This is a genomic window from Flavobacterium sp. 2755 (genome assembly GCF_031455715.1).
GTDB lineage: Bacteria > Bacteroidota > Bacteroidia > Flavobacteriales > Flavobacteriaceae > Flavobacterium.
Genome location: NZ_JAVDTG010000002.1, coordinates 600,207 through 621,987 on the forward strand (window position 1 = coordinate 600,207; position 21,781 = coordinate 621,987).

The window sequence follows — 21,781 nt, forward strand, 5'->3', positions numbered from 1 at the left end:
ACAAAGTTCCTAAACAAAAATGCCTCTAAATAACTTTAGAGGCATTTTTTATTGATTTAAAGCATATTCTTTAATTAAAGTTGAAGCAGGAATATGAAGAGTTTCAGTCAAAACTCTTATTTGTTTTATCGTTAAGGCTCTTTTACGATTAAACAATTCAGATACTCTTGAACGGCTGTTTAAAATAATTCCTAAATCCGCATCACTTAATCCGTTTTGTTCCATCATAAATTTGATCGCCTCAATAGGGTCAGGTTCAGGAATAGGGTAATGTATCTGTTCATACTTCTCGATAAGGGTAACCAGAATATCTAGCTCATCTCCTTCAACAGTATCAGGTTTGGCTTCAAAAAGAGAATTGACTCTCTCTAAAGCTAAAGTATAATCTTGTTCTGTTTTTATTGGCTTTATATTCATCTTATAAGTTTTTAATATCTTTTAAATCATCATATTCGCTATGTGTTCCGATAAAAAGGATATACACAATTTTTGTATCGTAATTAATTTTAACAATTAAGCGATAGTGATTGCCACAAATATTGAAGACTACTTTATTATTGCCGACAAAATCTGCGGTACCAAAAAAAGACTTTATAACATTAGAATTTGCAAAATCATTTTTATCAAAAATTTGATACCAGGCTAGTAATTGTTGTTTTGAATTTGGAAATCTTTCCCAAAAATTTTGCAGAGTCCGCTTTGCTATTATTCTCATAATTAGTTTGACAAATGTAATTATTTTTTCCCGAAATGGGAAATTTATTTAATAGTCACAAAAGTAAGAAAATATTAACAAAAAAATACCTCTAAAATTATTTAGAGGCATTTTTTTATTTCGTGCAAATCTGTGAAATTCGTGATCTAGAACAACCCATTCAATTCTGCATCAATTCTATTAATGATATTTCCTAAATCTTCAGGATTATCAACAAAATTTATATTGTCAACATCAATAATCAATAATTTTCCTTTAGTGTAAGTCTGAATCCATGCTTCATATCTTTCGTTCAAACGGCTTAAATAATCGATCGAAATAGAGTTTTCATATTCGCGTCCGCGTTTGTGAATTTGTCCAACAAGATTAGGAATAGAACTTCTTAAATAAATCAATAAATCCGGCGCTTTTACCAACGATTCCATTAATTCGAATAAAGACGTGTAATTTTCAAAATCACGACTTGTCATCAATCCCATTGCATATAAATTGGGAGCAAAAATATGCGCATCTTCATAAATTGTTCTGTCCTGAATGATTTTTTTACCGCTTTCGCGAATTTGCAAAACCTGACGAAAACGACTATTAAGGAAATAGATTTGTAAGTTAAACGACCAGCGTTCCATTTGATGGTAAAAATCGTCTAAGTACGGATTATCAACCACATCTTCATAATGAGGCTCCCATTTAAAATGTTTGGCTAATAATTTAGTTAATGTAGTTTTTCCTGCGCCTATATTTCCTGCTATTGCTATGTGCATTACGGTGTTACGATTTTATAATTTACAATTTCTTTAGTTGTAAAAATAGATAAAATTTGGTCTTTGTAATAGAATTTGTCAAACGTTTTTTCTAAAACTTCAATTTCAGAAATTGTGTTAGTATTTTCTCTCAAATACAATAAGTTAGCTTTACTGAAAATGAATTTTTGAGAAGAAATTATTTCCATTTTATCAAAATCAGAAACATTGCCCAAACTTGAAATTTTTCCAAAGATATCACATGAAAACCAATTGTTTTTTCTATCAATCCAATAAAAAGTATTAAAGTCGGTTTGGTAATATTTTATGCCTTCGGTTAACGGAATTGAAACCGTTTTGTATTCATTTTTTAAATAATCAAAAAGACAAATCTGCTGATTGAGCGTATTAAAAATCCAAAGCTGATTTTGCGTTGACATTCCAATTGCGCTGACAACAATCGGATTTGTATTTTGCGAAAAATTAATTTCGGTCATCTTATTCAATTGATTATCCAATAAAATAACAATGTTGAAATCTTCATAGAACAAAACAATTTTAAGCGGATTCTGAATATCAACTTTTGTAATATTTCCTAACGAAACATTCTTGTATTCAAAGACTTCACTTCCTTTTATTTTGCTAAAAACATTATTTTTTATCTGATAAGAATATCCAAAAGAATCGTAGCCAATAAATTCATCAGCATCAATTTTGAATTTTGAAATTACAGAAGCATTTATTTTTTGGCTTTGCCCAAAAAAAGTCGAAAACGAACACGCAATAAAGAGCAGTAATAAAATTTGGCGTATTGTTTTACTCATAATAGTATAATTTCATAAGCCAAAGTACAAAAACTACGTTAAAGAATATCTTAAAATTAGAGTTTTGGCAGTTTTTCCAGTTTAAACCTTTGTAAATTAGAGTAGTCTTACAAAGATTAGATTTTGTCGATACCATTCTGGCATTGATATATTTAATTTTCAGTATTTTAAAATTAGTAATAAATTTGAATTGTAAGTTTTACAAGACTTCACAATCTTTTAAATATAACCACATGAAAAAACTATCTTATTTACTCTTAATATTCGCTTTTACACAAGTACACGCCCAAAAAGATTTTCAGGGAATGGCTGTTTATGAATCTAAAACTCAGCCGCCTAAATTTGAAGGAATGCGAGCTGGAAATCGGGACATTACACCAGAAATGCAGAAAAGCATGGAAGAGCGTATGAAACAAATGCTGGAGAAAACTTTCATATTAAATTTTGATAAAACAGCTTCAATCTATAAAGAAGAAGAAAAACTCGAAACTCCCGGACAGCAAGGTGGTTTTCGTGTTATGATGAGTTCGATGATGGGCGGCGGCGGAACTTTTTACAAAGATGTAAAAGCAAAGTCCTATACGGTTGATAAAGAATTTATGGGAAAAGAATTCCTTGTTGTTGATTCTCTGCCAAAATTAAACTGGAAACTGGAACAGGAAACCAAACAAATTGGAGGTTACAATTGCTTCAAAGCAAGTGCAGTTAAAGAAGCCAGTAAAACCGATTTTAGAAACTTCAGACCTAAAAATAATGACAAAAAGGATGAAGCCAAAAAAACATCGGGAGAGACAAAAACTAATTTTGAAGACAATTTCGAAATCCCAAAGGAAATTACAGTTACCGCTTGGTATACGCCGGAAATTCCGGTTAACCAAGGACCAGAAAATTATTGGGGATTACCAGGTTTGATTCTAGAAGTAAACGATGGAAAAACGGTGATTTTATGTTCTAAAATTGTTTTGAATGCCAAAGAAAAAGCCGAGATAAAACCATCTAAAAAAGGAAAAGTAGTTTCTCAAAAAGAGTACGATGAAACGGTGATTAAAAAAATGGAAGAATTTAGAGAAATGAGCCGTGGACGCACCTCCGGGCCTGCAATGCCAATGGGCAGATAAAATTTATAAATTTTCAAATTCCAAATTCCAAAATTGCTTCGCCCGTTCGCTTTCGCTCGGGTCCAACTTCCAATATTCTGATAATGAATAAGACACTTTTTTTATTTGCCTTACTTTTTACTTCTATATGCTTTTCTCAAAGTGTTCGTTTCGATGGATTTATTCAGGATGAACAAAAAAATCCGTTGGAGATGGCCAATATTATGGCGGTCAACAATGCTACAAAAGCAATGGATTCCTACGGAATTACCAATGATAAAGGTAAATTTCAATTGACTTTAAAACCAAATGCTTCCTATACGGTTAAGGTAAGTTATCTGGGAATGAAATCTAAAGAAATAGCCGTTTCGACCAAAACGGAGAATATCGTTCAAAACATTGTTATGGACGGTACGGGAATAGAACTCGAAGGTGTTGAAATCGTTCGTGAAATGCCGGTTTCTATAAAAGGCGACACTATTGTTTACAACGCAGATTCATTTAAATCAGGAACCGAAAAAAAGCTTGAAGATGTCCTGAAGAAACTTCCGGGCGTTGAGGTAAATGCAGATGGTGAAATTGAGGTTGAAGGCAAAAAAGTAAGTAAATTAATGGTGGAAGGAAAAGATTTTTTTGACGGAGATACCAAACTAGGCGTTAAAAATATTCCTGCCGATGCCATTGATAAAGTTCAGGTTTTAAGAAATTACAATGAAGTAAGCGCTTTAAAAGGTCTTGAAAACGATCAGGAAAATGTGGCGATGAATATTAAACTGAAAGAAGGAAAAAAGAACTTTTGGTTTGGAGATATGACGGCCGGAATTGGCGTTGCAGAGCTCGACAGCCGTTATATTATAAATCCAAAGCTATTTTATTACAGCCCAAAATACAGCATTAATCTAATTACCAATTTTAATAATATTGGAGAACTGCCTCTTACGGCGCAGGATTATTTTAAGTTTACGGGCGGATTTAAAAACATGATGAAAAAAGGCGGAAGCTCTTTTAATGTATCATCAAATGATTTAGGAATTTCTGTTTTAAGAAACAATCGCGCAAAAGAAATTGAAACCAAATTTGGTGCAACAAACTTTTCTTATTCTCCAACAAAAACATGGAATATAAGCGGTTTCGGAATTCTTTCGACTTCAAAAACAGATTTAGAAACCAAATCGCAAACCACAATTTTAGATTCTGGAGATCAGCAGAAAAGAGACGAATTAACGCATCAGAAAAATAATTTGGGATTGTTTAAACTAAGTTCAACTTATAAGCCAAATGATAAATTTCAGTTTGATTATGATATTCTGACAAAATTATCAAAACAGGAAGAAGATACCGATTTACTTCGTGAACAAGTTGTAAATAAGATTCCTGATTCAGAAACTATTTTTACAACTAAGAAACAAGATCCAACTTCGGTCAATCAAAATTTGAGTTTGTATTATACACAAAGCGAAAAGAATATTTTTGCTTTTGAAATGCAGCATTTATATCAGGACGAAAATCCATTTTATAATGCCAATCTGCGAACACTTCCTTTTAATTTGTCAGGATATATTCCAGGTCAGAATCGAAACGATTACAATCAAGATCGCTTTGTGAAAACCAATAAATTAGACGCAAAATTAGATTACTATTATATGGTAACGCCAAAAAGCAATTTCAATGTTACAGTGGGAAATACCTATTCATATCAAAACTTCAATTCTCATATTTTTCAAATGTTAGATAATGGAGACAGAAATGATTTGAATAATTCAGTGAATAATAATGATGTAGATTATCGTTTTAACGATGCATTTTTAGGATTCCATTATAAAATTCTAACAGGAAAATTTACTTTGACGCCTGGAGTTAGTCTGCACTCTTATCAGATGACAAATGGACAACTGGGTTCAAATTATTCTCAAAATTTCACTAAAATACTGCCAGACTTTTTTGCTTTATACCAAATCAAAAAATCAGAAACGTTGACGTATAATTTCTCTTTGACAAATGATTTTACCGATATTAATCAATTGGCGGCTGGTTACGTTTTGTCAGATTACAGCAGTTTATTTCGTGGAAATCGAACTTTAGAAAATGCGACTTCACAAGTACATTCGCTTCGATATTTTAAATATAATATGTTCAATTTCGAGAATATTTTCGCAAATGCAACGTATACAAGAAAAGTGGATGCGATTAAAACAGAAGCCAATTTTGATGGAATTAATCAGTCTTCGGTTCCATATAATTCCAATTTAGCAGATGAAACTTTTTCTGGAATGGGAGCTTACGGTCGTTCATTTTTAAAGAATTACAAAGCCTCAGTAAGTGCAAGTTTGAACTGGTCAAAATTCAATAATATTCAAAATGACGATTTAAGAACAACTGAAAGTTTTGTGCAGAGTTATACCGTTAAAGCTTCTACCAATTACAAAAACCTGCCGAATATAGAATTTGGATACAATCTTTTGGTGAATAAATACAGCGGTTCTACATTTTATACAGACAAACCTTTTGCAAAATTAGATTACTATTTCCTGGATAGTTTTTCTTTTGTTTCGGAGTATGAATTCTATCATTATTATAACGGAGACAAAACCGTTGATAACGAATATGATTTTTTAAGTGCCAGTTTAATTTATCAAAAGAAAAACAGCAAATGGGAATATAAAATCTCTGCAACCAATTTATTAAACACCAGATATCTTAATGATGATAACTTTACGCAATTCTCCACAAGAGTTTCTCAATATACGGTTCAGCCTCGCTACATCATCTTTTCAATGAAATATAATTTATAATAGATTGACTTAATTTAAAATTTAGGAGTTTATTTTAGTAAGAATAGAATATCTTTACATGAATATTAACAGCCAAATTTTTATATTATGCGCAATTCTATTTGGAGTTTATTGCTATTTACTTCGGGAATTTTTATGTCTTTTTCTCAAACGCAAGGCATCGAAAAAGGGACTTATTTATCTGCCGCCAAAGGTCAGAAAATCAAACTGAATTTATTAGACGATAATAAATACGAATTAGTTTTTTATACGGGAGGTTATGAAATTAAAGGCGATTCATTAGTTTTTAGTAGAAATGCAACTGCAGAAAACAGATTTGATCTGTCGTTTGTAACTGATAAAAAAACAAAAAACATCAAGATTAAATTTTTAGATCCATCGTATTATTCTTTTTATATAGGAACTCAAAACGGTACAGAAGAAATTCAATACCAAAGAATTTCCGATATAAAAACGAAACTGGATCCTGAATGGACAAAAACAGATTTAGAATTTGAAATTGAAAAATCAGATTTTTTATACTTAGTTTATGAAGAATATGACGGAAATAGCCATATAGAAAAATATGCTTTACCAAAAGATGCTGCCGAAATAACGATTAATTACGAACTTGAGGTTTTAGGCGATTTAAAACTTGCCGGATTTTATGACAAGAAAACAAATGAATTAAAAATCTCTGAAAAAGGAGGAAAAAATCCGTTGGTATTTCTAAATGAAAAAGAACCGCAGCCTGTAAAAAAATCAAAAGTTGCACCTCTTGAAAGTCAAACCGTTTCAAAATGGACTTATCCGGGTAAAGTAGATTATTTAAACGAAGATTTTGGAACCGGAGTTGCTGTTGATACAGCAGTGGCTACGGTTGATTATGCAGTTGATCCTACTGTTGTAAAATTTGATTTTAAATTAAAAATCGAAAACAATCTTAAAAAAGCAATTGAATCTACTAAAGGAGCAAGTACAAATAAGTATTTGGTTGTTTTGGCAAATGACAAAAATAAGTCAGTAAAACAAAGTTTTGATGCTTTTGTAAAAGATCAGGAAACGCAAACGGGATATAATATGTACGAAGCATATAATCCGCAATATGATGTTTATAATTATTATCTGGCTGGAGCCGATGATAAAAAATGGCTGAAAAACAATAAAATTACAAACGATCCGAGCGTAGTTGTTTTAAACGGAAATGGAGATGTATTAGCCGTTGCAAAATCTGATTTAGCAGACAAATCATATCACTTTAATTATTATGGAGATCTTTACAGAAAGCTTTTGCGTGCCGATGCTTTTGTAACGATTGATAAAATCTTCAAAAACAAAAAAGCGGCCGATGCAGATTTGATAAGAGCTTTTAACAGAGCTTCGGTTTTAGAATCTTCATACGATTATGATTCAGATTATGTTGTTACAGAAGATAATCCTACGGAATTTACAATAACAAAAACAGCTGTAGATAAAAAAGAGATTGCTCAAACCTGGAAAAAACTGATTGAAGCACATCAAAAAGACGCAAAACCAAACTTGTATTTGGTAGAAACAATTGTAAAAGAAATCAAAAACCAAGGTTTTACAAAACAGCTTTTTAATGAAGACAGAATCTTAAACGATACAGATTATTTAGCGATAGATTATCTTTTAAAACATTCTGACGCAATTGAAGCTGAACGTGCGGCATTCAATAATAAAGAAGGAGAAATACATGTTTTAGGAAATGTAGTTTCTGAAATTTCTTCTGCATTACAGCAAAACACTTATATTTCTCAGGAAGGAACTTCGGGAGAAGTAAATAAAGAAAAGAATATTTCGATTTATAAAAAGATCATTGCTTTAGGAAAAGGAAACTTTGAATCGTACCGAAACTATTTTGATTATTTAAGCCAAATTGAAGATAAAGACGGTTCAAATACTAATTTCCTAAAAGATTTCAGTACTTATTTTGACTCCAACTTAGCTTCAGAAAAAGGAAGCCCAATTGAGAAATTAGATGCTATATATTCTTCATTAGATCCAACTTCAAGTTATTCTTATGACGGATGGAATTCATTTAAAGATTATCATTCAAACCTTTGTAATTCTACGGCTTGGACTGTAGTTTTAAAACCACAGAATGCTTCTTTTATAAAAAGTGCAATTGTTTGGTCAGAATACAGTTTGGTCGTGACAAAAAACAATCCGTATTATTTAGACACTTTAGCGCAGTTATATTATAAAGACGGTCAAAAAGAAAAAGCAATTGCAACGCAGACTTTGGCAGTAAAATATTTAACTCCGGAAGTTGAAGAAGTAACAGCAAGCGATATAAAACAAACGCTTTCAAAAATGCAAAACGGAACGTATTAAAGTTCTGTTTTCATATCAAATAAAAAAAGGCTGTCTAAATTTAGACAGCCTTTTTTTAGTATGTAAATGTTTCAGATTGATTACAATCCAAAAGCAGCTTTTACTTGGTCAACAAAATCAAGTTTCTCCCATGTAAACAATTCAACAGTAACTGTTTTTTCGTTTCCACCTGGAGCAGAAAAAGTTTTAGTAACCGTTTCTGGTTTACGTCCCATGTGTCCGTAAGCAGCAGTTTCACTATAAATAGGATTTCTTAATTTCAAACGTTGCTCAATAAAGTAAGGACGCATATCAAAAATAGCTTCTACTTTTTTAGCGATTTCACCGTTAGTTAAGTTTACTTTAGAAGTTCCGTAAGTTTCAATGAAAATTCCCATTGGCTGAGCAACTCCAATAGCGTAAGAAACCTGAACTAATATTTCGTCAGCAACACCCGCAGCAACTAAGTTTTTAGCGATATGACGTGTAGCATAAGCAGCACTTCTGTCTACTTTACTTGGATCTTTTCCAGAGAATGCACCACCACCGTGAGCACCTTTTCCACCGTAAGTATCAACAATAATTTTTCTTCCTGTTAAACCAGTATCTCCGTGAGGTCCTCCAATAACGAATTTTCCTGTTGGGTTAATATGGTAGTTGATTTTATCGTTGAATAAATGCGCGTGAGTTGGGTTTTTAGCGATAATTCTAGGAATAAGAATTTCGATAATATCTTTTTTGATTTTAGCAAGCATTGCAGCTTCTTCATCAAAATCATCATGCTGAGTTGAGATAACAATCGCATCAATACGAGTTGGTTTGTTATCGTCGCTGTATTCTAAAGTTACCTGAGATTTAGCATCTGGACGTAAATAAGTGATTTCCTTATTTTCACGTCTTAAAATAGCTAACTCTTGTAATAATTTATGAGATAAATCAAGCGCTAGAGGCATGTAGTTTTCAGTTTCGTTTGTAGCGTAACCAAACATCATTCCCTGATCTCCTGCACCTTGCTCTTCTGGCTTAGCTCTGTCAACACCTTGGTTAATGTCTGCAGACTGCTCGTGAATTGCTGAAAGAATTCCACAAGAATTTGCTTCAAACATATATTCACTTTTAGTATATCCAATTTTACGGATTACCTCACGTGCAATTTGTTGTACATCAAGATAAGTATTCGATTTTACTTCACCTGCTAAAATAACCTGACCTGTAGTAACTAATGTTTCGCAAGCTACTTTTGAGTCAGCATCAAATGCCAGAAAGTTATCAATTAAAGCATCCGAAATTTGATCTGCAACTTTGTCTGGATGCCCTTCACTAACAGATTCTGACGTAAATAAATAAGCCATAATAATTTATTAAATTAACATTAAGCGAGGAAAAGTAATTGCTGAAAGTGCTAAAGGAGAATTCCTGCTTTAGCATTTTTTACTACCGAAATCTTGGTTTCGGTATTCATAACGAATTATTTCATTATGAAGAGGTTGCAATCAGTTCAAATTTTTCCTCTGTATTCGCGTGCAAAGGTATAAAACCATTTTGATTTGCAAATTAAAGTTCAACTTTTTTTATTTTTTATAGTAGAAATTTAACAGTAATATACTAATTTGATAGGGTAATAGAAAATATTTTTGTTTTTGTTTGGTCAGTTAAAAAATAGTTTGCACATTTGCCTCGTTAAAATAACAGAACAAAATGAAATTTACAATTTGCAATATGATGTCTTGTAAGATGCCGGAGCTTTCCGCAGAGACTCTATTGTAGTTTATTTTCAACAACATATATAGAACCTCTGCCAGCCGCAGAGGTTTTTTTTTGTTCCAAAATTAAACTTGTAAGAATTTTTTTTAAGCCAAAAACACAAATTAATCAGTAAAAAGAAATGAAAAAAAATGTACTAATCGTTTTAGGTCTTTTGACATTTTCAGGCCTGTATGCTCAGGATAATAAGACTGAGCAGGATACTTTAAAGAATAATGAACTGTCAGAAGTTACCGTAATTGGAACTCGTAATAAAAATAGAGTAAAAACAGACGTACCGGTTCCGGTTGATGTTTTCAATATTTCTGAAATAACAAAAGGAGCGCCGCAAACCAGTGTAACGCAGATTTTAAATTATGTTGCACCATCTTTTACCAGTAACGCAACATCAACTGCCGATGCAACAGACCACGTTGATCCGGCACAATTAAGAGGTTTAGGCCCAGATCAGGTTTTAATTTTAGTAAACGGAAAACGAAGACATACCAGTGCTTTAGTAAACATTAACGGATCACCGGGAAGAGGATCTGTAGGGACAGATTTAAATGCGATTCCATCTTTCGCCATTGAAAGAATCGAAGTTTTAAGAGATGGCGCCGCTGCACAATACGGTTCTGATGCCATTGCCGGAGTAATTAATATAGTATTGAAAAAGAATGCTAAATATCTTTCGGGAGGAATTCAGTACGGAACTAATTTATCATCTGGTTCTAATAATTTTAAAGGCGGAGCCGATGGACAAACCGTGCAAGTCGATTTAAACTACGGAACTTCATTAGGTAAACCGGGAAGTTTCTTGAATGTTACCGGAACAGCTGTAACAAGACAAGCAACAAGCCGTGCAGGAATTAGAAACAATGGAATTTTTAATGCTTATAATGCAGTTGAAAACAGAGCGGCACAAAACGGAGTTCAGATCAATTCGCTTTTCAGTAATATTAATACGACTCCAAATTCGGCACAAATTATAAGTTCGATACAACAATATGCTCCACAAGTAAGTTATTTTACTCCGGCACAGCAAACAGCAATTTCATCTGCAACAACAATTACGCAATTGCAGACCGCACTTAATTTTGATGTTACTAATAATGAGTTAGCCTACAGAGGACAAGAAAGAGCCGATTATAATATGAGTGTTGGTCAGTCAGAACTGGCTTCGGGACAAGCGTATTATAATGCAAAATATCCTTTAACAGAAACAACTTCCTTATATTCTTTTGGTGGAGTATCGTATAGAGATGGTAAATCGTATGCTTTTAACAGACTTCCAAATGGTTCAGGAACTTTCACGCAAGTTTATGAAAACGGATTTTTACCAGAAATCGAATCGGGAATTTTAGATGCTTCTGCGGCACTTGGAGTGAATACGCAATTATTTGGATTTGATACAGATTTGAGTTCAAACCTTGGAACAAACTCTTTTAAATATGATGTAAACAATACGATCAATGCAACTTTGGGTGTAAATTCTCCTTCTAGTTTTGATGCCGGTAAAGTTTCCTTTTTACAAAGCACAACCAATTTAGATTTCAGCAGAAAATTTGATTTTCTTGCAGGTTTAAACGTTGCATTTGGTGGAGAATTCAGATATGAAAATTACCAAATAAAACAAGGTGAAGAAGGTTCATACGGATTATATGATGTAAACGGGGCCTTAGTTTCGGGAGTTTTGCCAACTACTTCACCCTTAATTGTGACTGATTTCTTTGGAAACAAACGTGGAGCAGGAGCACAGGGATTTTCAGGCTTTCAGCCTTCGGATGCTAAAGAAAGAGACAGACGAAGCGGTGCAGCTTATATTGATTTAGAATTAAATGCAACCGAAAACTGGCTGTTAAACGGAGCCGCACGTTATGAAAACTATTCAGATTTTGGAAGTACGGTTACTTTTAAACTGGCTTCTCTTTTAAAACTAAACGATAATATCAACTGGAGAATTTCTGGACAAACAGGTTTTAGAGCGCCATCTTTACAGCAAAAATATTTTGAAGCAAGTTCAACTCAGTTCATTAATGGATCTCCATATCAGGTTGGTTATTTTACAAATGATTCTCAGGCAGCAAAAAGTATAGGTGTAGAAAATTTAAAACCAGAGAAATCAAAAAGTATCAGCACAGGATTTACATTTAAAATTCCGGAAGCTAATATTACAATAGCAACCGATGCTTATTTTACAAGAATTAACGACAGAATTGTTTTGTCTGGACAATATGCAAGACCTACAGATGCGCAGATAAATGCAGCTACATCTCAAACCCAAAAAGATGCCTTGACATTGTTTCAACAAGCATTTGATTTAAAAGGTGTAGAAAGAGCTTCGTTCTGGACAAACGGAATTGACTCTGAAACGAAAGGAATTGATGTAGTAATTTCTCAAAAGTACGATGTTATTCAGGATTTTGTAATCAGAAATGATTTTGCTTTAAGTTATAATGAAACAAAAAGAGTAGGAGATTTACATATTCCGCAATCTATTGTTAATGCAGGAGGAGATCCTTATATATATTCATTTTTTCCTGAGTCAAGCCGAGTGTATTTAGAAGAAGCAATTCCGAAATTGAAAGCGAACTTAACTACAACTTTCAGTATTAAAAAACTGGATATTTATTTAAGAAACAGTTATTTCGGAAAAGTAACAGATCCGGGAGCGACAGATGTTAATTTAGATGGATTTGCTTCTGTTTACGAACATCCGGAATACAGCGCAAAACTGGTTACTGATTTATCTTTCGGATATCAAATCAACGAACATTTTAGAGCTACAGTTGGTTTTAATAATATAGGAGATGTTTATCCGGACAGAAATAATCCGTCAACTCCGGCTTTCACCAATACAACTCCAACTTTATCTCCGGCACCAAGTGCTGACTTGACAAATGCAAATCAGTTTGCATATTCAAGAGCTGTATCGCAATTTGGATTAAACGGAAGATTTGGATTTGCTCGTTTGAGCTTTAAGTTCTAAAAATATGGGCCACAGATTATACTGATTAAATGGATTGACACTGATTTTTTTGAATCAAGGTAATTCTATAAAAACAGGCCACAGATTTTACTGATTAAACGAATTAGCACTGATTTTTAAAATCAATGTAATCTTTTTAATCTGTGGCTAACCTTTTTCAATCCATGTAAATGGTTTTTATATTAGATTAAATAAAAAAGAAACCTGTGTCAATCCGTTTAATCCGTATAATCTGTGGTCAATTTTTAAAGCGAAAGCCAGTATTTACGCAGCCTATAAAAATTTTAATGTTAAATATCAAAATTTTATTTGGCAGTTAAATAAATAAATATTACATTTACTCTATCGAATTAGTCGAGTTTAAAAAAAAGAAATTAAAATGAAAACAATAGCAAGAAGAAATATGATGTGTTGTAGTATGATGCAAATGTGCATCCAACCTTGCTGTTGCCAAAAGTGAAAGATAAAATCTTTGTTATAGTTAACCTATAAGCCCTTTTGGTCGCCATCCGAAAGGGCTTTTTTCATTTCCACATTTTAAATTTTAAAATCATGAAAACATTAAATTCAATCGCCATAGAGTATTTATTGAGAAACGATTCTCAAATAAACAATAATAGATCAGAAGAGATCACAAAAGAAGTTATCAGAATAAAAACGGAGCAAGATAGAAAAAGTCAAAAATCATTGCTGTTTCAAATGTATGATCTTGAAATAGAAGGAGAACTTCCTTTTGCATAAATCAATTCACAATTTCAATTTCAAAAATCAATTACAATATATATAAGTATTAATAATATTTAAAAAACTAAGAAATCATGAGTACACAAAAATTTGCAACAAACGCATTACACGCAGGACATGATGTAACTAAAAATTCTGGAACAAGAGCAGTGCCAATTTACCAAACATCATCATACGTATTTAATAACGCAGATCATGCTGCCAATTTATTTGGTCTTGCCGAAGCGGGATTTATCTACACCAGATTAAACAACCCAACAAATGATGTTTTAGAACAGCGTTTAGCGGCGCTCGAAGGCGGAATTGGAGCTGTAGTTACAGCATCTGGAGCATCGGCAATTTCAACAACATTTTTGACTTTGTTAAGAACCGGCGATCATATTGTAGCCTCAAATAGTTTATACGGCGGAACGTACAACTTATTAAGTGTAACATTACCGCGTTTAGGAATTACAACCACCTTTGTAGATCCTTCAAAACCTGAAAACTTCACTAAAGCAGCTAAAGAAAATACCAGAGCATTCTTTGTAGAATCACTGGGGAATCCAAAACTGGATGTATTAGATTTAAAAGGAATTTCGGCGGAAGCCAAAGCATTCAAAGTGCCATTTATAGTAGATAATACAGTTGCGACACCTTATTTATTAAACCCAATTAAATATGGTGCCGATATTGTAATTCACTCCTTAACAAAATATATTGCCGGAAACGGAACTTCATTAGGTGGCGCGATTATCGACGCCGGAACTTTTGACTGGTCTAACGGAAAATTCCCTGAATTTACAGAACCTTCTGCAGGATATCACGGATTAGTATATCACGAAGCTTTAGGAAATGCAGCCTTTATTGCAAAAGCAAGAATTGAAGGATTACGTGATTTTGGAGCAGCTTTAAGTCCATTTAATGCTTTCCAGATTATTCAGGGATTAGAAACCTTACCAATCCGAATTAAAAAACACAGCGAAAATGCTTTGGTTCTGGCCGAATGGTTAGAGAAACAAGATGAGGTGGTTTGGGTAAATTACCCAGGTTTAAAATCAAGTAAATATTATGATTTAGCAAAACAATATCTTCCTGAAGGACAAAGCGGTGTGATCACTTTTGGACTAAAAGGAGGTTTTGATGCCGCTAAAAAAGTGGTAGACGAAACAAAATTGTTCTCACTTCTGGCTAATATTGGTGATACAAAATCGCTGATTATCCACCCGGCGAGTACTACGCATCAACAATTGTCAGAAGAAGAGCAATTGGCTACAGGAGTTTCAAAAGATTTAGTCCGACTTTCTGTTGGAATAGAAGATGTAGAAGATTTAATCGCCGACTTACAATCGGTTTTTGAAAGCGTAACTCAGTCGCAGTATAGTATCAATAAAAATTAGGTTTTTTTGTTTTTTGTTTGAAAAATTGCCTTTAGCAGCGTGAGTTCTGCTAGAGGTGATTTTTTATGAAAAAAGAAATCAAGATAAAAGTTTCACCATGATAAGTTATATAAGTTCATTGTAGAGACGCACTGTTGTGCGTCTAAAATTATAAACGTTGATAAATTAAATGAACTTATATAACTTATATGGTTTACTAAATATAGATATGTTTTAAAAAATTAAAATTATGTCAAAGCTTAAAATAAATATTATCCTTTTTGGGATTGGAAATATAGGAAGTACATTAATCAATCAGATTATCGAAAGTCAGGAGTTTTTTCTGCAAAGTAAAAATGTCGATTTTCATTTTCCGATAATTACCAATTCTACCGTTGCCTTTTTCGAGAAAGAAGGCGTGGGATATGCGTGGGAAACCAATTTTAGAGAATTGGTCGTTCCTTTTAGAGTGCAGGATATTATCGAATTTGCAAAAGAAAACGAGTTCGAAAATCTAATCGCTGTTGATGCAACCGCAAGTGATGAACTTATTGGTCATTATAATACGTTGATCGAAAACGGATTTAATATTGTTGCTGTCAATAAAAAGGCAAATACACTGCCCATTGACCTTTATAAACAATTAAGAGAAAATCTTAAAAAGTACGACAAAGAGTTTTTATATGAAACCTCGGTTGATACCGGGTTTCCCGTTTTGCAGACTTTAAGGGATTTATATTTCTCAGGAGAAAAAATCACCAAAATTAGAGGCGTATTTTCAGATAATCTTAGTTATGTCTTTAATCGTTTTTCTGCCGAGGAAAATACATTTTCATCTATTTTAAAAGATGCCAGCCTTCTCGGATTAATGCGATCTACTTTTAAAGAGGATTTATCAGGAAATGATACGGCAAGAAAATTGTTGATTTTAACCCGTGAAATTGGCAAAGAATTCGAACTTTCTGATATTAAAATCAATCCTCTTATTGGAGAAGAACACTTGGAGAAAAACGGAATCCTTAATAAAGATGCCATTGACAGATCGTTTAAAATTGCCAAAATAACCCAGAAAGACAATCATGTTTTAAGATATATAGGAGAATTTGATATCGAGAAAAATACATTAGAAGTCAAATTAGTATCAGAACCTGTAACTTCAGCAATAGGACAATTAAAAGGTTCCGATTCTATTTTTGAGATTTATACCCAATCTTATGCCAGTACACCCATTGTACTTCAAAGTGCGTCGCCATGTAAACAGGCTATTTCAAGAGGTTTAATTACAGATATTTTAAAAGTAGCTGAAAAGATTAAAAATAAGGAAGCAGTCTGGCTATAAGTGGTTGTAATATTAGTAGTTCTTTGATAGATTGAAACTAAAAGTAAAGTTATTTTTTGTAAGATTATACTTCTTTTGATTCAAATTGTAATTTTGTAAGACGTTTTTTAACGATAAAAAGCTGTTTTTTAACGTTTTTTAAGAAAAAATAGGGTTTTGTAACTTGGAATATTGAAAAAATATTCGCACATTTGTAAGACAAGTAAGAACTGTTAAAAACAGCTCATTAATTGTTAAAATAAATATAGCTTTTGAGATCCTAATCACATCTAAAAAAAGCTTTTTAAAGAAAAGTAAATGCAAGATTTTTTTAAAATAACTGTCAAATCGCAAATGAATAAGTCCCTACAGATGAACATGATGTTTAATGTCGCACGTATTTGTGTACGCGTCTGTTGATACTAAAAGTATATATAAGTTCTATAAAAACTTAAACCCTTTTGGTATTAAAATCCAAAAGGGTTTTTTTATTCCGTTTGGCAAACATAACAAAGAATTAAAGGAAATATAAAGATTAAAAAATAACTAACTTAAACTTAATAATATGAGCGCAATAACTTACTTAAGAAAAAAACTTACAGGGTTCAGAAGTGCAAAAGCTGAAAGAAACAATCCGCCGCCTGTAAACGAATTAATCCACCCAAGTTTCGGTGTAACTGAAACAGATAAAAAAGCGGAGAAAAAAGCACCAAATTCATTATTGTTTTTGATGTACTCAAAAGAAAATGAAACCCTTTTCATCTAACTTGAAAAGCAGCCATAAAATAGGTTAAAACCTGCATGACTTTACTGGGCATAATGTTCGGTAATTTTGTGCGTACAAAAGTTTCTGATTGAATTATGTTTAAGAAATTGAGCAATCAGTTTCATTAAAATTTGTTAGTTTAAGAAATTAGTAGTTAATTTGCACCGTTAAGTTCAAAAACGTATTGAAATGTTATAAAGAAAGGAGGAGGGATTAGACCCGATGAATCCTTAGCAACCCTTCGTTAATTCGAAGAAGGTGCTGCATTCTACCACGCCCAAACGTGGAAAGATAACAACAAGAATTTTTCTAGTTTCAACTCTAGACTTTCTTTCTAATATTTCCACATACAAATCAATAATAAATAGATTTGAAATTGGAAAATATACCAAGTCCCATTATAATTCAAGATTTCATCACCGAAAGTGGTGCACTGTATCCGTCGTTACCGTTAAGTTTTACACTTTCCGGTAAACCACTTTATACTGCCCCAATTGTTTTGGTAAATCACGCCTTAACCGGAAACGCTCAGGTTACCGGCGAAAATGGCTGGTGGAATGATTTAATAGGCGAAGCAAAAACCATCGATACCAATCAATATACAGTTTTGGCGTTTAATGTTCCCGGAAACGGAAACGATTCGTTTATAATCGAAAACTATCAGGATTTTACAACCAGAGATATTGCTAAACTTTTCATCAAAGGATTAAAAGCTTTAAGTATTGAGCAGGTATTTGCCATTATCGGCGGTTCTGTTGGCGGTGGAATTGCATGGGAAATCCTGGCTTTAGAACCAAACATTACAGAACATTTAATCCCAATTGCAACCGACTGGAAATCGACCGACTGGATGATTGCAAACTGCTTTCTGCAAGAACAAATTCTGAACAATTCATCAAAACCAATTGAAGATGCCAGAATTCACGCCATGTTGTGTTACCGATCTCCTGAATCATTCAAAGAAAAATTTCAACGCACGATTAATCAGGATCTTTTGATTTTTAATATCGAAAGCTGGCTGGCACATCACGGAAAAAAACTACAGCAGCGCTATCAATTAGCATCATACAAATTGATGAATCAGCTGCTTAAAACCATAGATATAACCCGAAATAGCGAGGATTTCGAAACGCTAATATCCAAATCAAACGCTGCGATTCATATCGTAGCCATCAATTCAGATTTGTTTTTTACACCAAAAGAAAATCTGGAAACTTACAATGAATTAAAGAAATTTAAAAACAATGTTTTTTACAGCGAAATTGATTCGGTTCACGGACATGACGCTTTTTTAATCGAGTACAAACAATTAGATCACTTACTTGCCGATATTTTTAAGGCAGAAACAATAGCAAAATAAAATGAAAATATTAAAATTTGGTGGTAAATCATTATCAAACGGAGAAGGACTTAACAAAGTAGTTTCAATCATTACAGATAAAGTAAATCAAGGTGAAAAAATTGCCGTGGTTGTTTCTGCGCGCGGAAATGCAACAGATGAATTAGAAGATATTTTAAGAATTGCTGCCAAAAACGGAAACTACAAACCGCTTTTAGAAAGCTTTAAAGCATACCAAACTTCAGATTATCCGAAAGTTGATTTATCTGAAGAATTTAATATTTTAGATAAATTATTCGAAGGAGTAAGCTTAATTGGTGATTACAGCAACAAAATCAAAGATCAAATTTTGTCTAAAGGTGAATTGCTTTCGGCTAAATTATTGACTTCAATTTTAGTAGAAAAAGGAATTCCTGCCAATTTCGTTGATACAAGAGAATTATTAAAAACCGATTCTAAATTTGGTGACGCTCAGCCTTTGGAACAACTTTCAAAGAAAAACGTTATCAACTATTTCAAATTGCATAACGGTGAAACAGTAAATATCGTTACAGGTTTCATTGGTTCAAACAACAACAACGACACGACAACTTTAGGAAGAAATGGAAGTAATTATACCGCTTCGTTAATCGCAAATTATCTGGATGCCGAAGAACTTCAAAACTTTACACACGTTGACGGAATTTACACAGCAAACCCTGATTTAGTTGCCGATGCTAAAAAAATCGAATATTTATCGTTTAATGAAGCAAACGAATTGGCGAATTTTGGCGCAACAATTCTGCACGCCAAAACGATAATTCCTTTATTAGAAAAAAATATTCCGCTTCGTATTTTAAACACATTCAATCACGAAAATCACGGAACTTTAATCACTTCAAATTCTCAAAAAGAAGGAATTAAAACACTTTCTGTTTTAGAAAATGTTTCACTTGTAAATCTTGAAGGCCGAGGATTACTAGGGAAATCTGGAGTTGATGCCCGTATTTTTAAAGTAATGGGTGATCACAACATCAGTGTAAGTATCATTTCGCAAGGTTCTTCAGAAAGAGGAATCGGATTGGTTGTGGCAAAAGAAAAAGCAACACTGGCAATGGTTGAATTAGAAAAGGAATTCGAAAACGACTTTTATTCTAAAGATGTAAACCAGATCACAGTAACAGATAATGTTTCGGTAATTTCGATTATTGGACAGGATTTAAGCACGTTCCACAAACCATACACAGCATTAATCAAAAATAAAATAGTTCCCATTTTATTCAACAACACCGTAACAGGTAAAAACGTGAGTTTAGTTGTAAAGAAAGAAGAACTAAACAAAGCCTTAAACGTAATTCACGGAGAGATTTTTGGAGTTTCTAAAAAAATCAACATTGCGATTTTCGGTCACGGATTAGTGGGCGGAACTTTGATTAATCAAATTTTAGAATCGGCTTCTTCAATTGAAAAACGTAAAGATGTTAAGCTGAATGTTTTCGCAATTGCGAATTCTAAAAAGCTTCTTTTAAATAAAAATGGCGTAACTTCAAGCTGGAAAAATGACATTGAAACTAAAGGCGAACCGTACACAATTAAAGATATTATCGCTTACGCAAATGAGTATCATTTAGAAAACTTAATTGCGATTGATAATACGGCAAGTGCATCATTCGTAGAAAATTATGTTCCGCTTGTAGAAAGCAGTTTCGACTTGATTTCTTCAAATAAAGTAGCGAATACTTTGACGTACGGTTTTTACAAAGAATTGAGAAAAGCTTTGGCAGAAAACCAAAAGAATTATTTATACGAAACTAATGTTGGTGCAGGTTTGCCATTAATTGATACGATTAAATTGTTACATCTTTCTGGTGAAAACATTACAAAAATTAAAGGAGTTTTCTCTGGAACATTGAGTTATTTATTTAATAATTTCTCTGCAAAAGATGTTCCGTTTAGTGAAATTCTGAAAGAAGCAATTGATAACGGATATACAGAACCAGACCCGCGTGAGGATTTATGCGGAAATGATGTTGGAAGAAAATTATTGATTTTGGCGAGAGAATTAGATTTACAAAATGAGTTTGAAGAAATCTCTATTCAAAACCTGATTCCGGAACATTTACGCGAAGGAAATGTTGCTGATTTCTTAACCAAATTAAAAGAATTCGACCCAATTTACGAGAAAATAAAAGCTGATCAAAAACCAAATCATGTATTAAGATATATTGGTGAATTGTCTGGTGATTTACAAAATGATAAAGGAAATCTAGAAGTAAAATTAGTTTCTGTTCCTTCAGATACTGCTCTTGGCGGTTTAAAAGGTTCTGATTCATTCTTCGAAATTTATACAGAATCTTACGGAGATCGTCCAATTGTTATTCAAGGAGCAGGTGCAGGCTCTGCGGTAACGGCAAGAGGAGTTTTTGGAGATATTTTGAGATTATCTGATAAAGGGTAATTAAAATTTTAGATTGCAGATTTTAGAGTTTAGATTGCTGAACTCTGACAAATAAAAAAAAAGAAAAATAACATGAAAGTAACTTTGAACAGAGTAAATGACGCTTTTCATTTTAAGCTTAAAAATGAACGCGGACATGTAGTTGATGTTGACAGCAGAGCTGAATTTGGAGGAAGCGATTTAGGCGCAAGTCCGATGGAGTTGGTATTAATGGGCGTTGCAGGATGTAGCGCAATTGATATGATTTCGATTTTGAAAAAGCAACGTCAGGAAATCACTTCTTTTAACGCTGAGGTTGAAGGAACGCGTGTACAGATTGAAGAAGCAAAACCTTTTAAAGAAATCGATGTGGTTTTTTATTTAGAAGGTGATATCAATCCAGAAAAAGCACAGCGTGCCGCACAGCTTTCTTTCGAGAAATACTGCTCAGTTGCCAAAACGGTAGAACCAACAGCAACAATCAATTATAAAGTTGTTTTAAACAACATTCAATTAGAAAATTAGTCAATTAAAGAATTAGATAATTCTTTGGGCTAACTATTAAATAATGAAAGATTATTTCGCGAAACTCTGTGATCACTTTGTGAAACTCTGCGAAATAAC

General features: G+C 32.9%; 16 protein-coding genes and 1 riboswitch. Of the genes, 11 read left to right on the forward strand and 5 right to left on the reverse strand.

From position 1 onward, the window contains the following. Positions 1-48: 48 nt before the first annotated feature. From J2Y38_RS06395 to J2Y38_RS06410, 4 genes are all read right to left on the reverse strand, one after another. Positions 49-417: a DNA-binding protein gene (locus J2Y38_RS06395; protein ID WP_309840691.1), complete on the reverse strand. Its 369-nt coding sequence runs from the start codon at positions 415-417 to the stop codon at positions 49-51. A 1-nt stretch (position 418) separates the two neighbouring features. Then, entirely contained in the window at positions 419-715 is a 297-nt protein-coding gene (locus tag J2Y38_RS06400; protein WP_309840693.1) for a type II toxin-antitoxin system HigB family toxin, read from the reverse strand. A 146-nt stretch (positions 716-861) separates the two neighbouring features. Continuing rightward, a complete protein-coding gene (locus J2Y38_RS06405) occupies positions 862-1,476 on the reverse strand; it encodes a deoxynucleoside kinase (RefSeq protein ID WP_053470079.1) in 615 nt (204 codons plus the stop codon). Further along, on the reverse strand, positions 1,476-2,279 hold the full coding sequence (locus J2Y38_RS06410; RefSeq protein WP_309840696.1) for a hypothetical protein: 804 nt from the start codon (positions 2,277-2,279) through the stop codon (positions 1,476-1,478). Before J2Y38_RS06410 ends, J2Y38_RS06405 begins: the two co-directional genes overlap by 1 nt. Before the next feature lie 233 nt (positions 2,280-2,512). Between J2Y38_RS06410 and J2Y38_RS06415 the strand changes: the two genes are divergently transcribed. The 3 genes from J2Y38_RS06415 (at position 2,513) to J2Y38_RS06425 (ending at position 8,505) form a co-directional block, all read left to right on the forward strand. Next, positions 2,513-3,397 carry a GLPGLI family protein gene (locus tag J2Y38_RS06415; protein WP_309840698.1) on the forward strand — a complete coding sequence of 295 codons (885 nt, stop codon included), beginning with the start codon at positions 2,513-2,515 and terminating at the stop codon, positions 3,395-3,397. Between the two features lie 83 nt (positions 3,398-3,480). After that, complete coding sequence (locus J2Y38_RS06420) at positions 3,481-6,168, forward strand: carboxypeptidase-like regulatory domain-containing protein (protein WP_309840699.1); 2,688 nt, start codon at positions 3,481-3,483, stop codon at positions 6,166-6,168. A gap of 87 nt (positions 6,169-6,255) precedes the next feature. Further along, positions 6,256-8,505: a hypothetical protein gene (locus J2Y38_RS06425; RefSeq protein ID WP_309840701.1), complete on the forward strand. Its 2,250-nt coding sequence runs from the start codon at positions 6,256-6,258 to the stop codon at positions 8,503-8,505. Between the two features lie 80 nt (positions 8,506-8,585). Here the strand turns inward: J2Y38_RS06425 and metK are convergent, their stop codons facing one another. Further along, positions 8,586-9,836: a methionine adenosyltransferase gene (metK, locus tag J2Y38_RS06430; protein WP_309840703.1), complete on the reverse strand. Its 1,251-nt coding sequence runs from the start codon at positions 9,834-9,836 to the stop codon at positions 8,586-8,588. 533 nt (positions 9,837-10,369) lie between these two features. Here metK and J2Y38_RS06435 point away from each other — a divergent pair. The 8 genes from J2Y38_RS06435 to J2Y38_RS06470 all read left to right on the forward strand — a co-directional run bounded on the left by J2Y38_RS06435 (position 10,370) and on the right by J2Y38_RS06470 (position 21,682). Continuing rightward, on the forward strand, positions 10,370-13,216 hold the full coding sequence (locus J2Y38_RS06435) for a TonB-dependent receptor domain-containing protein (protein ID WP_309840704.1): 2,847 nt from the start codon (positions 10,370-10,372) through the stop codon (positions 13,214-13,216). Between the two features lie 552 nt (positions 13,217-13,768). Beyond that, a complete protein-coding gene (locus tag J2Y38_RS06440; RefSeq protein ID WP_180856425.1) occupies positions 13,769-13,957 on the forward strand; it encodes a hypothetical protein in 189 nt (62 codons plus the stop codon). A 77-nt stretch (positions 13,958-14,034) separates the two neighbouring features. Next, complete coding sequence (locus J2Y38_RS06445; protein ID WP_309840706.1) at positions 14,035-15,339, forward strand: O-acetylhomoserine aminocarboxypropyltransferase/cysteine synthase family protein; 1,305 nt, start codon at positions 14,035-14,037, stop codon at positions 15,337-15,339. Positions 15,340-15,568: 229 nt separating this feature from the next. Further along, a complete protein-coding gene (locus J2Y38_RS06450) occupies positions 15,569-16,657 on the forward strand; it encodes an aspartate kinase (RefSeq protein ID WP_309840708.1) in 1,089 nt (362 codons plus the stop codon). Between the two features lie 544 nt (positions 16,658-17,201). Beyond that, entirely contained in the window at positions 17,202-17,402 is a 201-nt protein-coding gene (locus J2Y38_RS06455) for a hypothetical protein (RefSeq protein ID WP_291141304.1), read from the forward strand. A 189-nt stretch (positions 17,403-17,591) separates the two neighbouring features. Continuing rightward, a riboswitch (SAM riboswitch) is annotated at positions 17,592-17,700 on the forward strand. Positions 17,701-17,778: 78 nt separating this feature from the next. Continuing rightward, positions 17,779-18,762, forward strand: coding sequence for an alpha/beta fold hydrolase (locus J2Y38_RS06460; RefSeq protein ID WP_309840710.1), 984 nt, complete (start codon positions 17,779-17,781; stop codon positions 18,760-18,762). A gap of 1 nt (position 18,763) precedes the next feature. Beyond that, positions 18,764-21,178: a bifunctional aspartate kinase/homoserine dehydrogenase I gene (gene thrA / locus J2Y38_RS06465; RefSeq protein ID WP_309840711.1), complete on the forward strand. Its 2,415-nt coding sequence runs from the start codon at positions 18,764-18,766 to the stop codon at positions 21,176-21,178. 72 nt (positions 21,179-21,250) lie between these two features. After that, the gene (locus J2Y38_RS06470; protein ID WP_056207831.1) at positions 21,251-21,682 is read left to right on the forward strand and encodes an OsmC family protein; all 432 of its coding nucleotides are present in this window, start codon (positions 21,251-21,253) and stop codon (positions 21,680-21,682) included. Positions 21,683-21,781: the final 99 nt, after the last annotated feature.

Bases quoted from the DNA above. Each gene is read 5' to 3' on its own strand.
- J2Y38_RS06420 (WP_309840699.1), top strand. From the start codon at position 3,481: ATGAATAAGACACTTTTTTTATTTGCCTTACTTTTTACTTCTATATGC.
- J2Y38_RS06470 (WP_056207831.1), top strand. From the start codon at position 21,251: ATGAAAGTAACTTTGAACAGAGTAAATGACGCTTTTCATTTTAAGCTT.
- J2Y38_RS06445 (WP_309840706.1), top strand. From the start codon at position 14,035: ATGAGTACACAAAAATTTGCAACAAACGCATTACACGCAGGACATGAT.
- J2Y38_RS06415 (WP_309840698.1), top strand. From the start codon at position 2,513: ATGAAAAAACTATCTTATTTACTCTTAATATTCGCTTTTACACAAGTA.
- thrA (WP_309840711.1), top strand. From the start codon at position 18,764: ATGAAAATATTAAAATTTGGTGGTAAATCATTATCAAACGGAGAAGGA.
- J2Y38_RS06455 (WP_291141304.1), top strand. From the start codon at position 17,202: ATGAGCGCAATAACTTACTTAAGAAAAAAACTTACAGGGTTCAGAAGT.
- J2Y38_RS06400 (WP_309840693.1), bottom strand. From the start codon at position 715: ATGAGAATAATAGCAAAGCGGACTCTGCAAAATTTTTGGGAAAGATTT.
- J2Y38_RS06450 (WP_309840708.1), top strand. From the start codon at position 15,569: ATGTCAAAGCTTAAAATAAATATTATCCTTTTTGGGATTGGAAATATA.
- J2Y38_RS06410 (WP_309840696.1), bottom strand. From the start codon at position 2,279: ATGAGTAAAACAATACGCCAAATTTTATTACTGCTCTTTATTGCGTGT.
- J2Y38_RS06435 (WP_309840704.1), top strand. From the start codon at position 10,370: ATGAAAAAAAATGTACTAATCGTTTTAGGTCTTTTGACATTTTCAGGC.
- J2Y38_RS06425 (WP_309840701.1), top strand. From the start codon at position 6,256: ATGCGCAATTCTATTTGGAGTTTATTGCTATTTACTTCGGGAATTTTT.
- J2Y38_RS06440 (WP_180856425.1), top strand. From the start codon at position 13,769: ATGAAAACATTAAATTCAATCGCCATAGAGTATTTATTGAGAAACGAT.
- J2Y38_RS06395 (WP_309840691.1), bottom strand. From the start codon at position 417: ATGAATATAAAGCCAATAAAAACAGAACAAGATTATACTTTAGCTTTA.
- metK (WP_309840703.1), bottom strand. From the start codon at position 9,836: ATGGCTTATTTATTTACGTCAGAATCTGTTAGTGAAGGGCATCCAGAC.
- J2Y38_RS06405 (WP_053470079.1), bottom strand. From the start codon at position 1,476: ATGCACATAGCAATAGCAGGAAATATAGGCGCAGGAAAAACTACATTA.